At 35.6% G+C, this 16,606-nt stretch carries 18 protein-coding genes and 2 riboswitches; of the genes, 12 read left to right on the forward strand and 6 right to left on the reverse strand.

Annotated features, from left to right (window positions below):
* Positions 1-25: 25 nt before the first annotated feature.
* Both QI30_RS16595 and QI30_RS16600 read right to left on the reverse strand, forming a co-directional pair.
* A complete protein-coding gene (locus QI30_RS16595) occupies positions 26-1,102 on the reverse strand; it encodes a methyl-accepting chemotaxis protein (RefSeq protein ID WP_370323633.1) in 1,077 nt (358 codons plus the stop codon).
* Positions 1,103-1,444: 342 nt separating this feature from the next.
* Positions 1,445-1,648, reverse strand: a complete 204-nt coding sequence (locus QI30_RS16600; RefSeq protein WP_126991697.1) for a hypothetical protein — start codon at positions 1,646-1,648, stop codon at positions 1,445-1,447.
* A gap of 293 nt (positions 1,649-1,941) precedes the next feature.
* Positions 1,942-2,057: riboswitch (FMN riboswitch) on the forward strand.
* Between the two features lie 114 nt (positions 2,058-2,171).
* A riboswitch (FMN riboswitch) is annotated at positions 2,172-2,287 on the forward strand.
* Positions 2,288-2,451: 164 nt separating this feature from the next.
* On the opposite strand from QI30_RS16600, the gene ribE reads away from it, so the two are divergent.
* From ribE to QI30_RS16650, 10 genes are all read left to right on the forward strand, one after another.
* Positions 2,452-3,081: a riboflavin synthase gene (gene ribE / locus QI30_RS16605; protein WP_126991698.1), complete on the forward strand. Its 630-nt coding sequence runs from the start codon at positions 2,452-2,454 to the stop codon at positions 3,079-3,081.
* A gap of 11 nt (positions 3,082-3,092) precedes the next feature.
* Positions 3,093-3,713: a 3,4-dihydroxy-2-butanone-4-phosphate synthase gene (gene ribB, locus QI30_RS16610; protein ID WP_126991699.1), complete on the forward strand. Its 621-nt coding sequence runs from the start codon at positions 3,093-3,095 to the stop codon at positions 3,711-3,713.
* Entirely contained in the window at positions 3,706-4,173 is a 468-nt protein-coding gene (ribH, locus tag QI30_RS16615) for a 6,7-dimethyl-8-ribityllumazine synthase (RefSeq protein WP_126991700.1), read from the forward strand. The genes ribB and ribH overlap by 8 nt, the downstream gene beginning before the upstream one ends.
* 356 nt (positions 4,174-4,529) lie before the next feature.
* On the forward strand, positions 4,530-4,901 hold the full coding sequence (locus QI30_RS16620) for a hypothetical protein (protein ID WP_126991701.1): 372 nt from the start codon (positions 4,530-4,532) through the stop codon (positions 4,899-4,901).
* 172 nt (positions 4,902-5,073) lie between these two features.
* Positions 5,074-5,706 (forward strand): FusB/FusC family EF-G-binding protein, encoded by a 633-nt coding sequence (locus QI30_RS16625; protein WP_126991702.1) that lies wholly within the window; start codon positions 5,074-5,076, stop codon positions 5,704-5,706.
* Positions 5,707-5,732: 26 nt separating this feature from the next.
* On the forward strand, positions 5,733-6,020 hold the full coding sequence (locus QI30_RS16630) for a hypothetical protein (RefSeq protein ID WP_126991703.1): 288 nt from the start codon (positions 5,733-5,735) through the stop codon (positions 6,018-6,020).
* Between the two features lie 381 nt (positions 6,021-6,401).
* Entirely contained in the window at positions 6,402-6,785 is a 384-nt protein-coding gene (locus QI30_RS16635) for a hypothetical protein (protein WP_126991704.1), read from the forward strand.
* Between the two features lie 15 nt (positions 6,786-6,800).
* Positions 6,801-7,346, forward strand: coding sequence for an RNA 2'-phosphotransferase (locus tag QI30_RS16640; RefSeq protein WP_126991705.1), 546 nt, complete (start codon positions 6,801-6,803; stop codon positions 7,344-7,346).
* A gap of 24 nt (positions 7,347-7,370) precedes the next feature.
* Positions 7,371-7,859, forward strand: a complete 489-nt coding sequence (locus tag QI30_RS16645) for an LURP-one-related/scramblase family protein (RefSeq protein WP_126991706.1) — start codon at positions 7,371-7,373, stop codon at positions 7,857-7,859.
* 152 nt (positions 7,860-8,011) lie between these two features.
* Positions 8,012-11,872 carry a metallophosphoesterase gene (locus QI30_RS16650; protein WP_126991707.1) on the forward strand — a complete coding sequence of 1,287 codons (3,861 nt, stop codon included), beginning with the start codon at positions 8,012-8,014 and terminating at the stop codon, positions 11,870-11,872.
* Positions 11,873-11,910: 38 nt separating this feature from the next.
* On the opposite strand, the gene QI30_RS16655 is transcribed toward QI30_RS16650, so the two are convergent.
* Positions 11,911-12,414 carry a GNAT family N-acetyltransferase gene (locus tag QI30_RS16655; RefSeq protein WP_126991708.1) on the reverse strand — a complete coding sequence of 168 codons (504 nt, stop codon included), beginning with the start codon at positions 12,412-12,414 and terminating at the stop codon, positions 11,911-11,913.
* A 106-nt stretch (positions 12,415-12,520) separates the two neighbouring features.
* Between QI30_RS16655 and QI30_RS16660 the strand changes: the two genes are divergently transcribed.
* Together QI30_RS16660 and QI30_RS16665 are read left to right on the forward strand one after the other, a co-directional pair.
* Entirely contained in the window at positions 12,521-14,017 is a 1,497-nt protein-coding gene (locus tag QI30_RS16660; protein ID WP_126991709.1) for a class I adenylate-forming enzyme family protein, read from the forward strand.
* 15 nt (positions 14,018-14,032) lie between these two features.
* On the forward strand, positions 14,033-14,230 hold the full coding sequence (locus QI30_RS16665) for a DUF4017 family protein (protein WP_126991710.1): 198 nt from the start codon (positions 14,033-14,035) through the stop codon (positions 14,228-14,230).
* Positions 14,231-14,414: 184 nt separating this feature from the next.
* Here the strand turns inward: QI30_RS16665 and QI30_RS16670 are convergent, their stop codons facing one another.
* From QI30_RS16670 to QI30_RS16680, 3 genes are all read right to left on the reverse strand, one after another.
* A complete protein-coding gene (locus QI30_RS16670; RefSeq protein ID WP_126991711.1) occupies positions 14,415-15,011 on the reverse strand; it encodes a zinc-binding dehydrogenase in 597 nt (198 codons plus the stop codon).
* Between the two features lie 38 nt (positions 15,012-15,049).
* Positions 15,050-15,280, reverse strand: coding sequence for a hypothetical protein (locus tag QI30_RS21010; RefSeq protein WP_233600622.1), 231 nt, complete (start codon positions 15,278-15,280; stop codon positions 15,050-15,052).
* 244 nt (positions 15,281-15,524) lie between these two features.
* The gene (locus QI30_RS16680) at positions 15,525-16,520 is read right to left on the reverse strand and encodes an NAD(P)H-dependent flavin oxidoreductase (protein WP_126991712.1); all 996 of its coding nucleotides are present in this window, start codon (positions 16,518-16,520) and stop codon (positions 15,525-15,527) included.
* Positions 16,521-16,606: the final 86 nt, after the last annotated feature.

The raw sequence follows: 16,606 nt of genomic DNA on the forward strand, positions 1-16,606 counted from the left end.
TTCTGATGTTCTATTTTTTTATTATTTATACGTTGAATTTTGAATTTTCTTCGTTTAAATTATTTGCTAGCTGCGTCAGCATATTTGCGGCGGCTGTGATTTCTTCCATTGATGCATATTGTTCCTCAACGAGTGCTACAGAGCCCTGAGCATTTGTTGCAGATTCCACGGCTGTGATTTCCAATTGCTCAGATGTGGCATTGGTTTGCGTGGCGCTGCTTGTCATTTGATTTGTAATAGAGGCCACACTTTTAATTTGTTCCGCCACAATAGAAGTTGCTTGTTGAATGTCATTAAATGTCTTACCCGTTAAATTGACCGTTTGTACACCATTTTTTACTTGTGTCGTTACTTTTTCCATTTGTGTTGCTGTTTCGCGCATTTCCTTTTGAAGCGCATCAATAATTAAAGTAATTTTATTTGCAGATTCATTCGATTGTTCCGCTAATTGTCTAACTTCATCCGCTACTACTGCAAACCCTTTACCTACTTCACCTGCACGTGCTGCCTCAATCGCTGCGTTAAGTGCAAGTAGATTTGTTTGATCAGATATATCTGTAATGGCTGAAACGAATGTTTCAATATTTGTAGAATGCTCACTCAAGGATTTAATAGATACAAGCATATCATCTACTGATTTTTCGATTTCTTGCATATATAAAACCGTATTTTGAACATCTTTTTGATCAGATTTAGCCTGCTTATGTGCATCTGTTGATATAGTAGAAACATTTTCCGCTGCTGCCGCTACTTGCTGAATGCTTGCTGTAACATTCGATAAAGAGGTGCCACTTTGTTGGATATTTGTTTGTTCTGCATTCGCTAATAGTTCTTCTGAAGCGGCTGCTACTTCATTACTTATTTTAGAGACAGTAGTTAGCACATTTCGTAAACTTTGTGTCATTAAATTGAAGGCCTTTGCTAAAATCGTAATCTCGTCTTTTGACTTGTCATTAATGGCTAAATCTTCGACTGTTAGGTCACCCTCAGTTACTTTCTGTGCTTGATTTGTCATTTTAAATAATGGTTTCATTTTATTTCTAAGCAGGATGAATGTTCCTAAAATAAAGAGAATATATATAATAAATATACCCATAATCATTAAGCTAGTGAAAGCGGTTGTTTCAGCCTTTGAAGATTTTTCTTGAATAAACCTATCCAAGTCACTTTCAAAGGTTTTAAATAAACCTTCGATTTCTGTGAATTTTTGCTCGTATTCATTTGAAAATAATAATGTAGAAGCTTGTTTTTGATCACCTTTCGTGTGAAAATCAGAAGCTTGAATTTCAATATCCGCTAATTCATTTGATTTTTATTGGATGGTTGTCAGCTGAGAAGTAATTGTAGTAGGTACATTTAATTTACTAAGTTCTTTTTCAACTTTACCAAATAAATTTGCTTCTAGGGCTTTTTCATACTTATCGTTAAATTGTTTATTTCCTGTTTACACATATAAGCGTATTTGAGAAGATAAGTATTCATTTTCAGATTCTAGCGATGTTTCGAGCACTTCAATTTCTGCTTTATTAAGTGATGTGTTTCGCATTTCTATATTATTTTTTACAAAGATACTACCAAAAATAGCTAAAATAAGAGCTAAAATAATAGTTCTAATTAAACCAATATTTAAATATTTTTTTAATGTCATAAAAATGCCTCCTAACTATATAGTCTTTTTAACCTAAAAATCCCATTTTAATAAAAATTTAATCCTATTTTTATTTATTAAAAATGATTCTTAAGGCTAATTAAATGCGATTTAAATAATAAAAAAATGTATTTCACAAAAATAAAATATGTTGTTTTATAGGTCAAAATGATTTAAAAAATAAAGGGTAAAAGCAAGTTTTTAACACTGAAAATAAGACCTTAATTTTCTGAATTTTTATTTTTAGTAGTCAAATGAAAAAATTAGTGCTACAATCAATCCCATAAATGAATAACTTCCTTCGGGGTAGGGTGCAATTCCCAATCGGCGGTTATAGCCCGCGAGCTTTCGAGCAGGATTCGGTGAAATTCCGGAGCCGACAGTATAGTCTGGATGAGAGAAGGAATCGATGTATGACGATGGTGCGCAGCAGCGTTTCACTATGGTTTATTTGAGCATCGTAAAATGTAAACCCCGCTTGGTTAGAATACCAGACGGGATTTTTTAATTTTAAAACTACATAGCAATTCTTCGGGGTAGGGTGCAATTCCCAATCGGCGGTTATAGCCCGCGAGCTTTCGAGCAGGATCTGGTGAAACTCCAGGGCCGACAGTATAGTCTGGATGAGAGAAGAATGCGCAGAAAAAGTGTACAATTGTACGCTTGTTTGTCGACGCATAAATCAAGGAACCCCGCTATTACGTGAGGTTCCTTTTTTAAATGCCCAAAAGTTTGTTCGTAGTACCCCTCTATTCATTTATCCGATAAAACCAATTTATTTGGTTTAGAAAGGAGAATGAGCGATGTTTACAGGAATTATCGAAGAAGTTGGGACCGTGCAAAAAGTTTCTAGACAGCAACAAGCATTAGTATTAACGATTTCGGCAAAGATAGTGTTAGAGGATGTGCATATTGGCGATAGTATTGCAGTCAATGGTGTATGTCTAACGGTGACAGCTTTTACATCAATAGCCTTTACAGCAGATGTCATGCCGGAAACCTTTCATGCAACAAGTCTTGCAAAGCTAGCATCGGGTGATGGTGTTAACTTAGAACGTGCCATGCAGGCAAATGGTCGATTTGGTGGTCATATTGTCTCGGGTCATGTTGATGGTACCGCAACCATTGCGAAGAAACGTACAGTATCAAATGCCGTTTATATTGATTTACGAATGGATGCTGAACTGACACATTACTGTATTCCAAAGGGCTCGATTACAATCGATGGTACAAGTCTAACGGTTTTTGATGTTCGTGAAAACGGAATTACGGTATCACTTATTCCTCACACCTATGCGGAAACGATTTTTAGCAAAAAGCGAGAAGGTGCTATTGTTAATGTTGAAAATGATGTAATTGCAAAATACGTCGAAAAACTGACAGCTAAACAGAAGCCATTAACACGCGATTTTTTAGCGCATCATGGCTATTAGGAGGGAACGACATGCTACATACAATTGATGAGGCACTTGAACAATTACTAAAAGGTAACATGATTATTGTTGTTGATGATGAGGATCGTGAAAATGAAGGCGATTTTGTTGCATTGGCAGACTATGTGACTCCAGATACAATCAATGCGATGGCTACATACGGTAAAGGCTTGATTTGTACGCCAATTTCGACATCGATTGCTCAAAAACTAAAACTTACACCAATGGTTACGAATAATACAGACAATCATGGTACTGCTTTTACAGTAAGTATTGATTATAAAGAAACCGAAACAGGGATTAGTGCATTTGAACGTGCGCTAACAATTGAAAAAATGATTAGTAGTGATGAGCCAACAGATTTCCGTCGTCCTGGCCATATTTTTCCGCTCATTGCAAAAGATGGTGGAGTGTTAGAACGCCGCGGTCATACTGAAGCAGCCGTTGAATTAGCGAAGCTTGCAGGTGTGAAGGAAGCCGGCATTATTTGTGAAATCATGAGTGCAGATGGTCATATGGCACGCCTGCCAGAGCTTGAACGCATTTCAAGAATGATGAACTGTCCATTAATTTCTATTGAGCAATTAGTCGAATATGTAAAACAACAAAAGGAGCTGGTTACACATGGGTAAAACAATCGAAGCACAATTAGTAGGTACAGGATTAAAAATCGGAATCGTTGTTGGTCGTTTCAACGAATTTATTAATTCAAAATTAGTTGATGGGGCAATGGACGGGCTTTTACGTCATGGTGTTGAAGATAAAGATATTGACGCGGTATGGGTGCCAGGAGCATTTGAAGTGCCGTTTATTGCAAAAAAATTAGCAGAAAAAGGCGAGTATGATGCAGTAATTGGCTTAGGTACGGTTATTCGTGGCTCTACAACACATTATGATTATGTATGTAATGAAGCAGCAAAAGGTATTGCGCAAGTTGGATTACAAACTGGTATACCCGTTATTTTTGGTATTGTGACAACAGAATCGATTGAACAAGCAATTGAACGTTCGGGCACAAAAGCTGGTAATAAGGGATATGATGCGGCAATATCTGCAATTGAAATGGCAAACTTAACAACATTATTAAAATAATATAATTCTTGTTACGTTTAATAGCTAATTAAAGATATACGTCAAAAGAATGGATGCAATAATCTAAGTTTAGAAAATTGACTATATAATATAATAGAAGAAACACAAAAAACGGGCATTGTAATATGAATGTCCGTTTTTGTCTTCTTTGTATTCCTTTAAAATCTCTTAGGACTTAGTAAGCGAATAAAAAATAAAAGCTAGTAATAGTTTTGCTGTGAAGAATTATTATATGAAAGAAAATAAAGGAAAGAGCTCTAAAGACAAGACTAGAGACATATTGAAGTGTTCTATTATGTAAAAAAATTTCCATCATGTATAATGAAAACAATATCAAATGAATTGGAGGTAGTCATATGGAATATTATTCATTACAACATTTACTAGAGAATACGGAAGTTTGCTTGATGAACCGAGAAACCGGGGACAAGTACGATACGTGGTCGACAGAAGTTGAAATTGATTTAACGAGTTTAGGTATCCGAGCGGAGCATTTTGAAATTACACAGTTTGATATCGACATCGTACATAATAAGGAGCGTGATACAACGTTTTTTATTAATGCGACGCCATATGGCACCGATGATTATGAAATCTACTTGTGGTTTAATGATATATTAGGTCCACGCCTCATGGATATGTTTTTACGGACCATTCATGAGTTTGTACGAGAAAAACAAAGTTTAGCCGAGTCATTTATGAGCGATGATGACTGGACAAATGACTAATGGAGGGTGGCTTTGGCCACTCTTTTTTGTGCTATAATGAGGCTAATGAAAGTGTAGGAGGGATCTGACATGGCTTGTACAATACATGCCTGCTCTCAAGTGGGCTAATGCGGTCCAATTCCGTTCGGCTTTGGACCATAAACCAATTGCCTAGACAAACGGAGGAATAATGATGATAAATCCAATTTTAACAGTAGCTAATGTACGCTTGATTGAGCAACAAGTAAATAAAATTTTAAACTCGAAATCGTTATCAAAAGACCCGGAAATACTAAGTGCAGTAAAAGGTATTGCAGTTGCTGAACTAAAAGAAAAACTCCCTGTAGCGACAGAAGAAATTTTGCGTGCTGTTACCCAAATTTCTGATCGTACGGATGCTGAGCTTTTTATTGAGAGCTTAAAAATTTATACGATTCCATTTAAAGCAATTTCTGAAAAAGGACTGCAAAAACTATTTCGTAAAGATAAAAAATTAAAATTGCCGAAACTTGAAACAATTGATTGGCACGGTATTAGTTACTTATCTTGGGCAGACCAAGGCACACATCGCCAATATATTGTCATTGAAAAAGATGGCACATTTATAGCGTTGCGTGGTATATCGCAGCCACAATATTATACGAAAGGCATTTGTGCAATTTGTAATCAGCATGGACCAGTTCATTTATTTACGGCAACAGTAAAAGGAAATGAAGATCGGTACACATCTTATAGTAATTATATTTGTGATGACCCTGAAAAATGCAATGCACATGTGACCGATTATAAGGTGCTAGAAGACTTTGTTACGCGTAATTTAGTATAGTCTATAGCAGAAAGTAGGAAGTTTTTATGAAAGAAAATACTACATGGTTGCATATTCGTGCGACAATTACATTTGTCTCGCTCATCTGCTTAACTCTTTTTATCGCAATGGTTGCGATTTCAAAGGAACCTGTTGTGATTGATGTCAGTACCGCAAAATATATTTTCTTTGGTGCATTATTTTTATTTTTAATTGAATGTATTCGATTTGCACTACGATTTTATTATAATGTGCGCTATAAATGGCTAATGATACTAGGCGGTATTTTCTTTGCTGCATGGGTCGTTGTGACATTTATTTGGGCAATTTTATGAGTCATTAACCTAAGAAGAGGCTTTGACATACGAGTAACAACAACCGCTCCTTTGAGCATAAGAAAAACCGGAATCGTGCTGTGACGCGGTTCCGCTTTTTTGTATGCTAGATTTCTAAATTAAATAGACCGTAATATAAAGGTGAAAATATGAAATAAAAATTACGATTATGAATAAAGGAACAGGGAATATAGTGTTGTCAATAGAGAGTATAAGTTTTTAAATAAAAAGGCTTATTATTAATATATTCCTATATTGAAAAAGTTATTTAGTACTATAACCTGCTCCTAATTACTTATTCTAATTTACAAACAAATAACATAAAATGAATAATATAGGGATGTTTGGATAAGTAATTTTGAGTGAAAAAGGAATGATAGTTTGTTTAAAATCGAGTTTATTGAAGAAGGTATCTCCATTCGAAAAATTATTTTGAAAAACTTAAAAACATGTACAGAAGAAATTTGTTTTGATCATACAATGCTATTGAGTTTTCGTAACTTTCGTTTTATGGAGATTGGAGAGACATATTGTTGTAAATTATTTTTATCAGGAAAAGTAACAGCTGATGGAGAAACGTATCGTTTTAATCGTTATGTTTCAATAGGTACACAACATTTTTGTGAAATTGTTAATTTTAAGGGAGATATCTATTACATAGAAGATTTTCACATGAAGAATCATTGTAAATTTATACGCTTTCATGTTGAACGGAAAGATTTAATTCAAGTAGGAGAAATTATACACCCTATTTTAAGTGAATAGTGAGGGGGGATATAAATGAGTGGAGCTCGTTTTTATGAAAAATTGAGTCGGGAATTATCGCGCGTCCTTAGACATATGCCAGAAAAATATAACTTAGTTCTAGATGATGGGGGATGGGTGTCACTGGAACAATTAGTAGCAGCATTGCATCAAATGGATAAATGGCGTTTTGTAACGATTCAAGATATTGAGAATATGATGAAACAGGCCACTAAACAGCGACACGAAATAAAAGATGGACGAATTCGTGCGTATTATGGGCACTCATTTAAGGGGAAAATTAGAAAAGAAATTGCTATACCACCGCGTTATTTGTATCATGGCACAACACCAGAGGCAGCGGAACAGATTGTACAACAAGGTCTTAAGCCTATGTCACGTCAATATGTGCATCTATCAACAAATATTAAAACGGCACGTCTTGTAGCCGAACGTCGTACAGCAACTCCTGTATTATTTCGTATTGATACACAGCAAGTGAAGGAGCCATTCTATTTTGGAAATGAAGATATTTGGCTTGTTGACGCTATTATGCCTGAAAATTTGGAAATAATGCTATAGTGTAGAAAAGGAGGCGTTTATATTATGAAACAACTCTATATGAAACAAAAAATATTTAGCTTAAGTGGTAAGTTTTCAGTAACTGATTCGGGACAACAGGACCAATACTTTGTTGAAGGGAGCTTTATGCAAATACCTAAAACATTTACGATTTTGGATAAACAGCGTAATGAAGTAGCGCATATTACGAAAAAAGTATTTAGCTTTTTACCGAAGTTTTTTGTAGAAGTTGATGGACGTGAAATTTTAACAATTAAAAAAGAACTATCTTTTTTTAAAGGTCGTTATACCATTGAAGATGCTGCAATCGAAATGCGCGGTGATTGGTGGGACATGGATTTTTCTGTCTACCACGACGGCCAGTTAATTGGAGATGTGCATAAAAAGTGGTTGAGTTGGGGCGACCAGTATGAAATAACCATTAACGATGAAGCATTTGAAACGATTTTAATTTCATTAGTTGTTGCGATTGATTGTGTCAAAGCATCTGAAGCAGCAGCTGCAAGTTCATAGTGAAAAATAGAAAGTGGGAATCATAAATAATATGATTCCTATTTTTGTGCTCTAAAATGGATTTTTTAATAAAAATTTACAAAAAATGAATAAAGTATTAAAGAATAAACTTTATACTAGAGTGCAATTGAGTATAAGAGGAGTGTTTTAATGTGAAAAGAACATGGATGTCTAACGTAGTTGTCGCAACATTACTTGCTACAACAATCGTACCTTATTCACCTATCTACGGAGTGGCAACGGCGTCAGAAGCTAAAATAAATAAAAATTTAATGATTAAACATCAAGCAATTTCAACTGCGGATGCTAAAAAAGAGTTGTCAATTACAGCTGATTTTAAAGGAGATGTTCCACTTCAAAAAATGACTCTATTATATAAAGCGCAGAAGGGAGCAGAAGCGTGGAGTGAAAAGCCGATGCAATTAAAGGAAGGGCAGTATCATACAAGTCTAGCCCCATATGAATTGCAGGAAAATTTTACATATATGATTTCAGCAACAGATGGTGAAATCATAGAGGAAACGGTACCACAAGATGTTACGGTGGAATTACCCAAATACGAATCAAAACACTTACCACCGCTATTATTGACAGAAGTTGTACCTGACTCAACAAATGTAGACGGTTCAGATGGTTATGAATTTATTGAGGTGTACAATAATTCAAACCAAACAATTGATTTAAAAGATTATAAAATTCATTATCGTTATCCAACAAAGGGGCCAAAAGCTGATTTATTTTGGGGAGATGAGAATGAAAATCGTAATTTACCATTAGCTCCAGGTGAAACGATGATTTACTGGATTATGAATGGGAAAAATAATCATAAAAAACTTGCGGACTTTAACAAAAATTATGACTCTAATGTGGATGAGAATCATTTAGTGCGCGTGTATCATTCTGGCATGACGAATTCAGAATACCGTCAATTGACAATCTCTACAAATGCAAATGAAGATATTGTTATTGCATCTTATAATGAAAAATTAACAAACAATACACAAGATCCAACTGAGATAAATGATGTTGCGAAGGATATGGGAATTCAGTATCAATATCCAGAAGAAGGTTTGGTTATGCGTAAGCATAGCGCAAAGACAGTGAAAGGAAATCCAGGTAAAGTAAGTGATTTTCAAGTTCCGACTGAAAAAGTCGATTTATCAGGAGATACTAAAGCACCGGTTGTAAAAGATATATCAGGATTGACGGAAGTAACAGATCAGAAGGATATTCAGCTAAAATTTGATATACAAGATGAGCGACAACTACGCTCGGCACGTTTATACTATCGGATGAATGATGGTAACTATCATTCTGTAAATTTAAAACGAGGTGCAGATGGTTATTTTAGTCATACAATTTATGCAGTTGATTTAATTCAAAAAGAAAAAGTAGAATACTATATTGATGCAACAGATGGGTTTAATCCAATACAAACTTCTACACGTACAATTATAAATCAATTACCAAAAGAAAAAGAAGGGCTATCATTAAATGTTGAAAATCAATCGCTCCTATCAAAGGAAGTACTATTAAAAGCATTTCATTCAAAAGACAATGAACCAACGACGCTATCATTTGACGGACAAGATGTAACAACTAAAGTAGAACGAGTATTGCCGAATCAAGCTTATTTTGCGTTAGATGTCAATCAAACAAATTTATACTTTAAAAATGCAGTGACAATTGGTAGAGAAGTATTACGTATTTATGATGATACTATCAATGAATACGCAACGATTACTGTACCAGTGGATCCCTCATATTTTAATCTTGGAGAGACCACAACCATTTCAATTCATGCGGGGGACAAAGTATCGCCATTTGGCGAAGCAGGTGAAAATCGAGATGATTATACAGTTAAAAATATTCGTTTAGTTATGCCCGATGGTGAGATTTTACGTGATGAGAAGTATACAGATCCGAAAAGAGAAATAAAAGTAGGAGATAGTTCAGGGATGGAACCAGATGTTGATTTCAACTTTACTATTCCAAAAAGTCAATTTAGTGGGAAAGCTTACCGTTTAGATACGACAGCAGTAAAAGATGGAGAACATGTATTCGAAGCAAAAAATAATAAAGACAATGAAAAAGCCACTGTGCTTGTAGATAATACATCGCCTATCATTACAACTTCGTTAAATGAAGGTGAACTATACAAGGGGCTTATCACGATTGATGCAGAAATAGAAGATGCTAATATTGGTACAGAAGTTCCTGAAGCTACATTAGATGGAGAAAAAATTACGCTTCCATACGATACATCTTCTGCAAAATTAAAGAGTGGAAAGCATCAATTAATTATTAAAGCGACAGATGCTGTAGGAAATGTTGCTACTAAGAAAATCAATTTTAACACAGTAGAAGAACACCCATTTTCACCTGAAAATTTATCACATGAATTACGAGGAAAATCTGCAAAATTAAGTGTAGAGGTAGCAGATCCAACAAAAGATAGATTACGAGTAGATTTTAAGCGAGGCTATGTATATAAACCAACGGACGAAGGAGTAGAGGCGTTTGAACATAATGCAGATAAGGAACCGCCTGAGACAATCACTACAGCACAGGAAAAAACAATTGAAAATGTAGAGGCCCTTGCGAAAGCGGATGGACAATATATAACAACGAAAAGCACAGAAAAGTATCCATATCATCGGTTTAGTGTAAATTTGGATAGAAACATTACTGCAGAAGATTCAATTGATATTCACTGGGAAGGGAAATCACTTCTGGGACGAAAAGTATCAATCTATGTATGGAATTATGAAACATCAAAATGGGAAATAAAACAATGGAAGATTGCTAATGACGAGAAAAATTTTCCTCTTAATGCAACTGTAAAAGGGAACGAATATATTCGAAATCATCAACTTGAAGTAATGGTACAGGATGAAATCGCATCAACGAATCAATTTGATTATTCCTTTGTGTGGATGAGTGATACACAGTATTATTCTCAAAGCTATCCACAAATTTTTGATACGATGACGAAATGGATTGTGAATAATCGTCAAGCTATGAATATACGTTATGTGTTTCACACAGGTGATTTAGTTGATAAATCTTATGAACCTTATCAATGGTTAAATGCAGATAAATTTATGAACACGTTAGATGATGCGGATATGCCATATGGTGTATTAGCAGGGAATCATGATGTAAATCATAAAGATGAGGATTATAGTGAATATAGTCGATATTTCGGTGCTGCTCGATTTGAAGATAATGCGTCTTACGGTGAATCCTACAAAGATAATCGAGGGCATTATGATTTAATTAGCGAAAAGGGACAGGATTTTATCATGCTGTATATGGGATGGGGCATCACACAGGAAGATATCGCTTGGATGAATAAAATACTCGCAAAATATCCAGAGCGTAAGGCAATTTTAAACTTCCACGAATACTTACTTGTATCTGGACAGCGTAGTCCTATTGGAAATGATATTTTTGAAGAGGTTGTTAAACCAAATAAAAATGTACTAGCTGTATTATCAGGACATTATCATGATGCAGAAACGTTAACAGATGCCATAGACGATGATGGAGATGGAAAACCCGATAGACGGGTGCATCAAATGCTTGCAGATTATCAAGGTGGTCCAGAAGGTGGACAAGGATATATGCGCCTTATGCAGATGAATCCTATTAATAATCAAATTCAAATGAAAACATACTCACCTTATTTAGATAAATATAATTTCTATGACCCAACAGAATATCCAGCAAAAGATGAATTTGTGATAGATGCAGACATTGCACCGAAAGAAAAAGAAGTATCAACAGATGCAATATCTGTAGAAGTGTATACGAATGACTCAATTGGGCATGTAGATGATGTTAAAAGTGGTGAAACAGCAAATGTTTTATGGGATAAGTTAGAAATGAAGTCTACTTACAGTTGGTATGCGGTTGTACGGGATGAATTTGAAGGCACAACACGCTCCCCATTATGGACATTTACAACACCTAAAGATAATGGCAAACATAATGGAAATAAGAAGAAATAAAAAAGGAGGTTTCTCGCTTCAAGCGAGGCCTCCTTTTTTTAGACAAATTTATACATCAAAATATCATCAATATACTGATCATCGTCAATTTTGAACTCTTTTACTTTACGACCTTCTACGACAAAGCCAGCTTTTTTATACAGTTCAATAGCTGGTTCATTGATTGAAAATACACTAAGTGAAACTTTTTCAATTAATGGATTTTCTCTTGCCCATTTGAGTAATTGCTTTAATAGTTTTGAACCGATTCCTTGTTGGCGATAGTCTTCATCAACCATCATAAAAAAGGTGCCGGTATGTTGGAGTAGTACGCGGCGTGGTGATTGGAAATACAACCAGCCGACCACTTTTTCATTTTCTTCTGCGACAAAAATAACTTCTCGTTCATTTGTTTGTTTATCTTCAATCCACAAAATTTGTTGCTCAAGTGAACGATTAAATTCCTCTAATCGTGTGACAAAATAATATGGCTCTTCTAATATTTTTCGGTGTAGCGCGAGCATTTCAGGTGCATCGCCTACCGTAGCTAAACGAATAGTCATTCTAAACAACCCCCTTATTGGCTTCATTATACAGAGAAATACATCGAATAACTAATAGAATATTCGGGTAAATAATAGCATACCGGCTTAAAAGGAGAGGATATTTGTGAATACTTCGGAACTTTTAGCACGAAATGCGAGAAAATTTGCGACGCGAGAAGCGATTGTCTGCGAGGAGCATCGCCTCACGTATGCCGAATTAAACGGCTATGTAGAAAATTTAGCACATAGTTTACATGAATTAGAAATCCGCTATCGTGATCCTGTTGTCCTGTTAATGCCAAATTCAATTGAATTTGCGATAAGTTATTTTGCGATTCAACGCGTTGGAGGTATTGTCATACCAGTCAGTGCCCATTCAACGAAATATGAAATCGAGCATATTTTGGCGCATAGTAAAGCAAAAGCTCTTATCGTTCATGATGTACTATACCCAATTGTGGGAGAGATTAATAATGTCATTTGTTTAAAAACAGGAGATGAGGCAGGGAATTTTTTGAGTATGCGTTATTTAATGTCTCATCATAAAGAAAAAACACCGTTTGAACTATCGCTAAAAGAAGATGATTTAGCAGCAATTATGTACACATCTGGTACAACAAGTGAACCAAAGGGTGTGCTTTTTAACTATCGTAATATTTTATCTGTTGCTAATATGGCAGCAATTGAATTTGAGTTAAAGCCTGAGAGTAAGGTACTTGTTTTATTATCAATGAGTCACTCGGCACCGCTGCATATGTTTTTCCTTGGCGCAATACTAGTTGGTGCTACGGTTGTAACAGCACTAGAGTATTCAAATGATTCGATGCTTGAAATGATCCAGCATGAGCGGACAACTCATTTCTTTGGGACACCGCTGACCTATCATGTCTTAGCCCGTTCTGAGCAACTAAGCTATACAGATATTTCGACGATGATTTGGTGGGCGTATGGCGGAGCACCGATGTCAAAAGCAGAAGTGGAGCTCGTTTCAGAGGCACTTGGCACACAACGGTTAGTTTGTGTATATGGTTTGACAGAAACAGGACCTAGTGGTTCCATTCTATTACCTGAAGAGCATGATAAAGGAGCTGGAAGTATTGGGAAGCGGGCGATGTTTGGTACAGAAATGCGCATTGTAAATAATCTTGGGGAAGAAGCGGCTACGGATGAGATTGGTGAAATTTGGGTTGCTGGTGAAGGTGTGATGCAAGGGTATATTGATAATCCATTAGAGACACAAGCAGTATTGCAACAAGGGTGGGTGCGTACGGGTGACCTAGCGAAGGGCGATGAGAATGGTTTTATATGGCTCGTTGATCGTACGAAAGACATTATTATTACAGGTGGACAAATTGTTTATCCTCGCGAAACGGAGGAATTATTAAATCGTATTGATGGTGTTCATGAAACAGCTGTCATAGGTGTGCCACATCCTGAATTTGGTGAGATTGTGAAAGCCTATTATGTAAGTAATGAAGGCATTGACGGCGAAACATTAGGAAATTTTGCGAATGAATTTTTAGCAACCTATAAAGTGCCTCGCCGTTATGAGCGCATTGATATTTTACCGCGCAATGCATCTGGTAAAATTTTAAAGCAAGCACTGCGTGAACGACAATAGAAGGAAGGTTTTGCAATGAAAGGATGGCTTGCTTCGATTTTGATGTATGCTTTAATTTGTGTCATAGGGCTAGCACTACTAACAATTCAAGGATATTCAATATGGTCGTGGAAGTTTTTTGTCGTACAACTATACGCCATCCCTATGTCACTTCTTGTATTAGGCTTTAATTATTGGCAATATAAAAAGGAGCTTAATAAACAAGCACTGTAATAAAAAGCATGTTTTTACTAAAATATCTTAAAAAATTGAGACACTTTCAAGGAGATAAATGCTTTGAAAGTGTTTTTTAATAGGAATAGAAAGTATTTGGCTTAAAAAGCATGAACATTAATAAAGAAACCACCTTTCTCCAGTTGTATACCGGAAAAAGATGGTTGAGTAAACATATGCAAGTTTAAACTTTAAAAATTATTTTCCCACTATTACGTGTACCTTCAAGTAAGCGATGTGCCTCTTTTACACCATCAACTGTAAATGGAAGTGTGTATGCAATTTGGTCAGCTAAACCATGTTTTTCATAGAAATCAAATAAATAAGGAATGACAATATCATTTGTCATCGCTGGTGTACGTGATAGGAAAACACGTTTTACATCTGGGCGGTATGAATTGTCTGGTAAAGTCGTCATGCCAACATAGGTCGCATTTTCTTTCGCTAATATTAATGCAGCATGCTCACCAGCGTTAAATAATGAAGCATCTAATACGAAATCTGCCGTTTTTCCATGTTGCTCAATAGCTTCAGGGTCACGATAATCGACGAACATATCCGCACCAAGCTCTTTTAAGCGTGCTTCATTTTTTTTACTAGCTACAGCAATGATCTTAACATCCCATTCTTGTGCAAGTTGAACTAAGAAGCTACCAACGCTACCAGAGGCACCAACAATAGCAATTGTATCGCCATCTTTTAGTGGATAAAAACCACCATGTAAGCCCCAATAAGCAGTTGAGGCTGTAGCTGAAAAGCTTCCTGCGAAGTCCAGTGGCATATCTTCAGGGATTTTAAAGACATTTTTATTATTAGCTGCTATATGCGTAGCATAGCCACCACCACTTGAACGAACGATAACCTTGTCACCAATTGCAAAGCCATCAAGTGGTTCATATAGTTCGACAATTTCTCCTTGTAGTTCATTTCAAGCGCCGCAAATCCTAAATTAACACGGTCGAGATATGAAATAATATACAGCAGTAAAATATAGGGTAATATATGCCACATTGTTTTAGTAGTTGTTATTTTTTCGATTGTTTGTTGCATCTACTTCGCCTCCATCATAGTTTTAATACAGTATACGAGTTATGGAGACGAGAATAGACCAATGATTATCACGGTTTTTTAAGTGTAAATTCATAAAAAAATAATGATTTTTAATGTTAGTAAAAGAATTGTTATACGGTATGTATACTTGCTATGGTATTTTTATCAAAATAGAAATAGGACTGTATAATAAAAAGAACATCCCTAATGTCCCAGCTGTTTACGGGCAATAGAGATGTGGCTACTATAAAATTTGTAGAGAAGACATAATTTCTTGGATGCTACCTTCTCTTGCTTGATGGCTATGCTCACCCATTAAATAAAAAAAATAATCATGATTTTTCAATGTCTGATTTGCTTTTAAAATGTCTCGCGTTAGTAAATATTGATAAGGGTAAGGTGCAATACAGTTTTCTGCTATACGATTTGTGAATGCGGTAGGTAGCCCACGCGCTGGTTTTCCTGTATACGCTGTAATAAATGTTGTGCTATGCTCTGTGGAATTCAAAATGGCTTGTTTATAAGCGATTGGAATTTCACATTCTTTAGCAACAAGTAGTGCAGTTCCTATTTGTACGGTATCTGCACCGATGTTTAATACTTCTTGAATTTGAGTTGCTGTCATTAAGCCGCCAGCAGCAATGAGTGGAAGTGTTACTAATGGCCGTGTTTCTCTGATAAGTTGATGTAGAGGAACATAATCAAAAGGCATTTGGAAAGTACCTCTATGCCCACCTGCTTCACTACCTTGTAAAACAATCGCATCAAAGCCAGCTTGCGCAATGGCTAGCGCTTCATTTTTGGTTGTAGCCGTACCAATTAAAAATACATGCTGTTTTTTTAATTTATCAATGATAGTTTGATTTGGCAGACCAAAAGTAAAGGAAATAATTTTCACATCTTCTTCTATGACAGCTTGAATTTGTTCATTGAAGTGATTTTCAAAATGTAAATTAGGGGAAGCAGTAAGATTTAGTTTAGTATAATCAGGTTGCAAAGCTTCGCAGGCATTTGTGAATACTTCTTTAGATAATAAAGGGGGATTTTGTACAAATAAATTAACGCCAAAAGGTTTGACTGTTTTCATACGTATCTCTTGAATAGCTAGTTTTAACTCGGATTTTGTAGCATATCCTCCGGCAATAAAACCTAAAGCCCCTGCCTCACATGAAGCAGCAACAAAATTTGGTGTTGTAACCCCAGACATAGGAGCTTGAATAATTTTTACTTTGTCTAACATATGCGCTCACCTCATTAAAATAGATTATCTAATCTTATTACCCGATGACTTTATAAAATATACTTAGATCGTCAATCCCTTACAAG

Source organism: Candidatus Kurthia intestinigallinarum (assembly GCF_003991225.1).
GTDB lineage: Bacteria > Bacillota > Bacilli > Bacillales_A > Planococcaceae > Kurthia > Kurthia populi.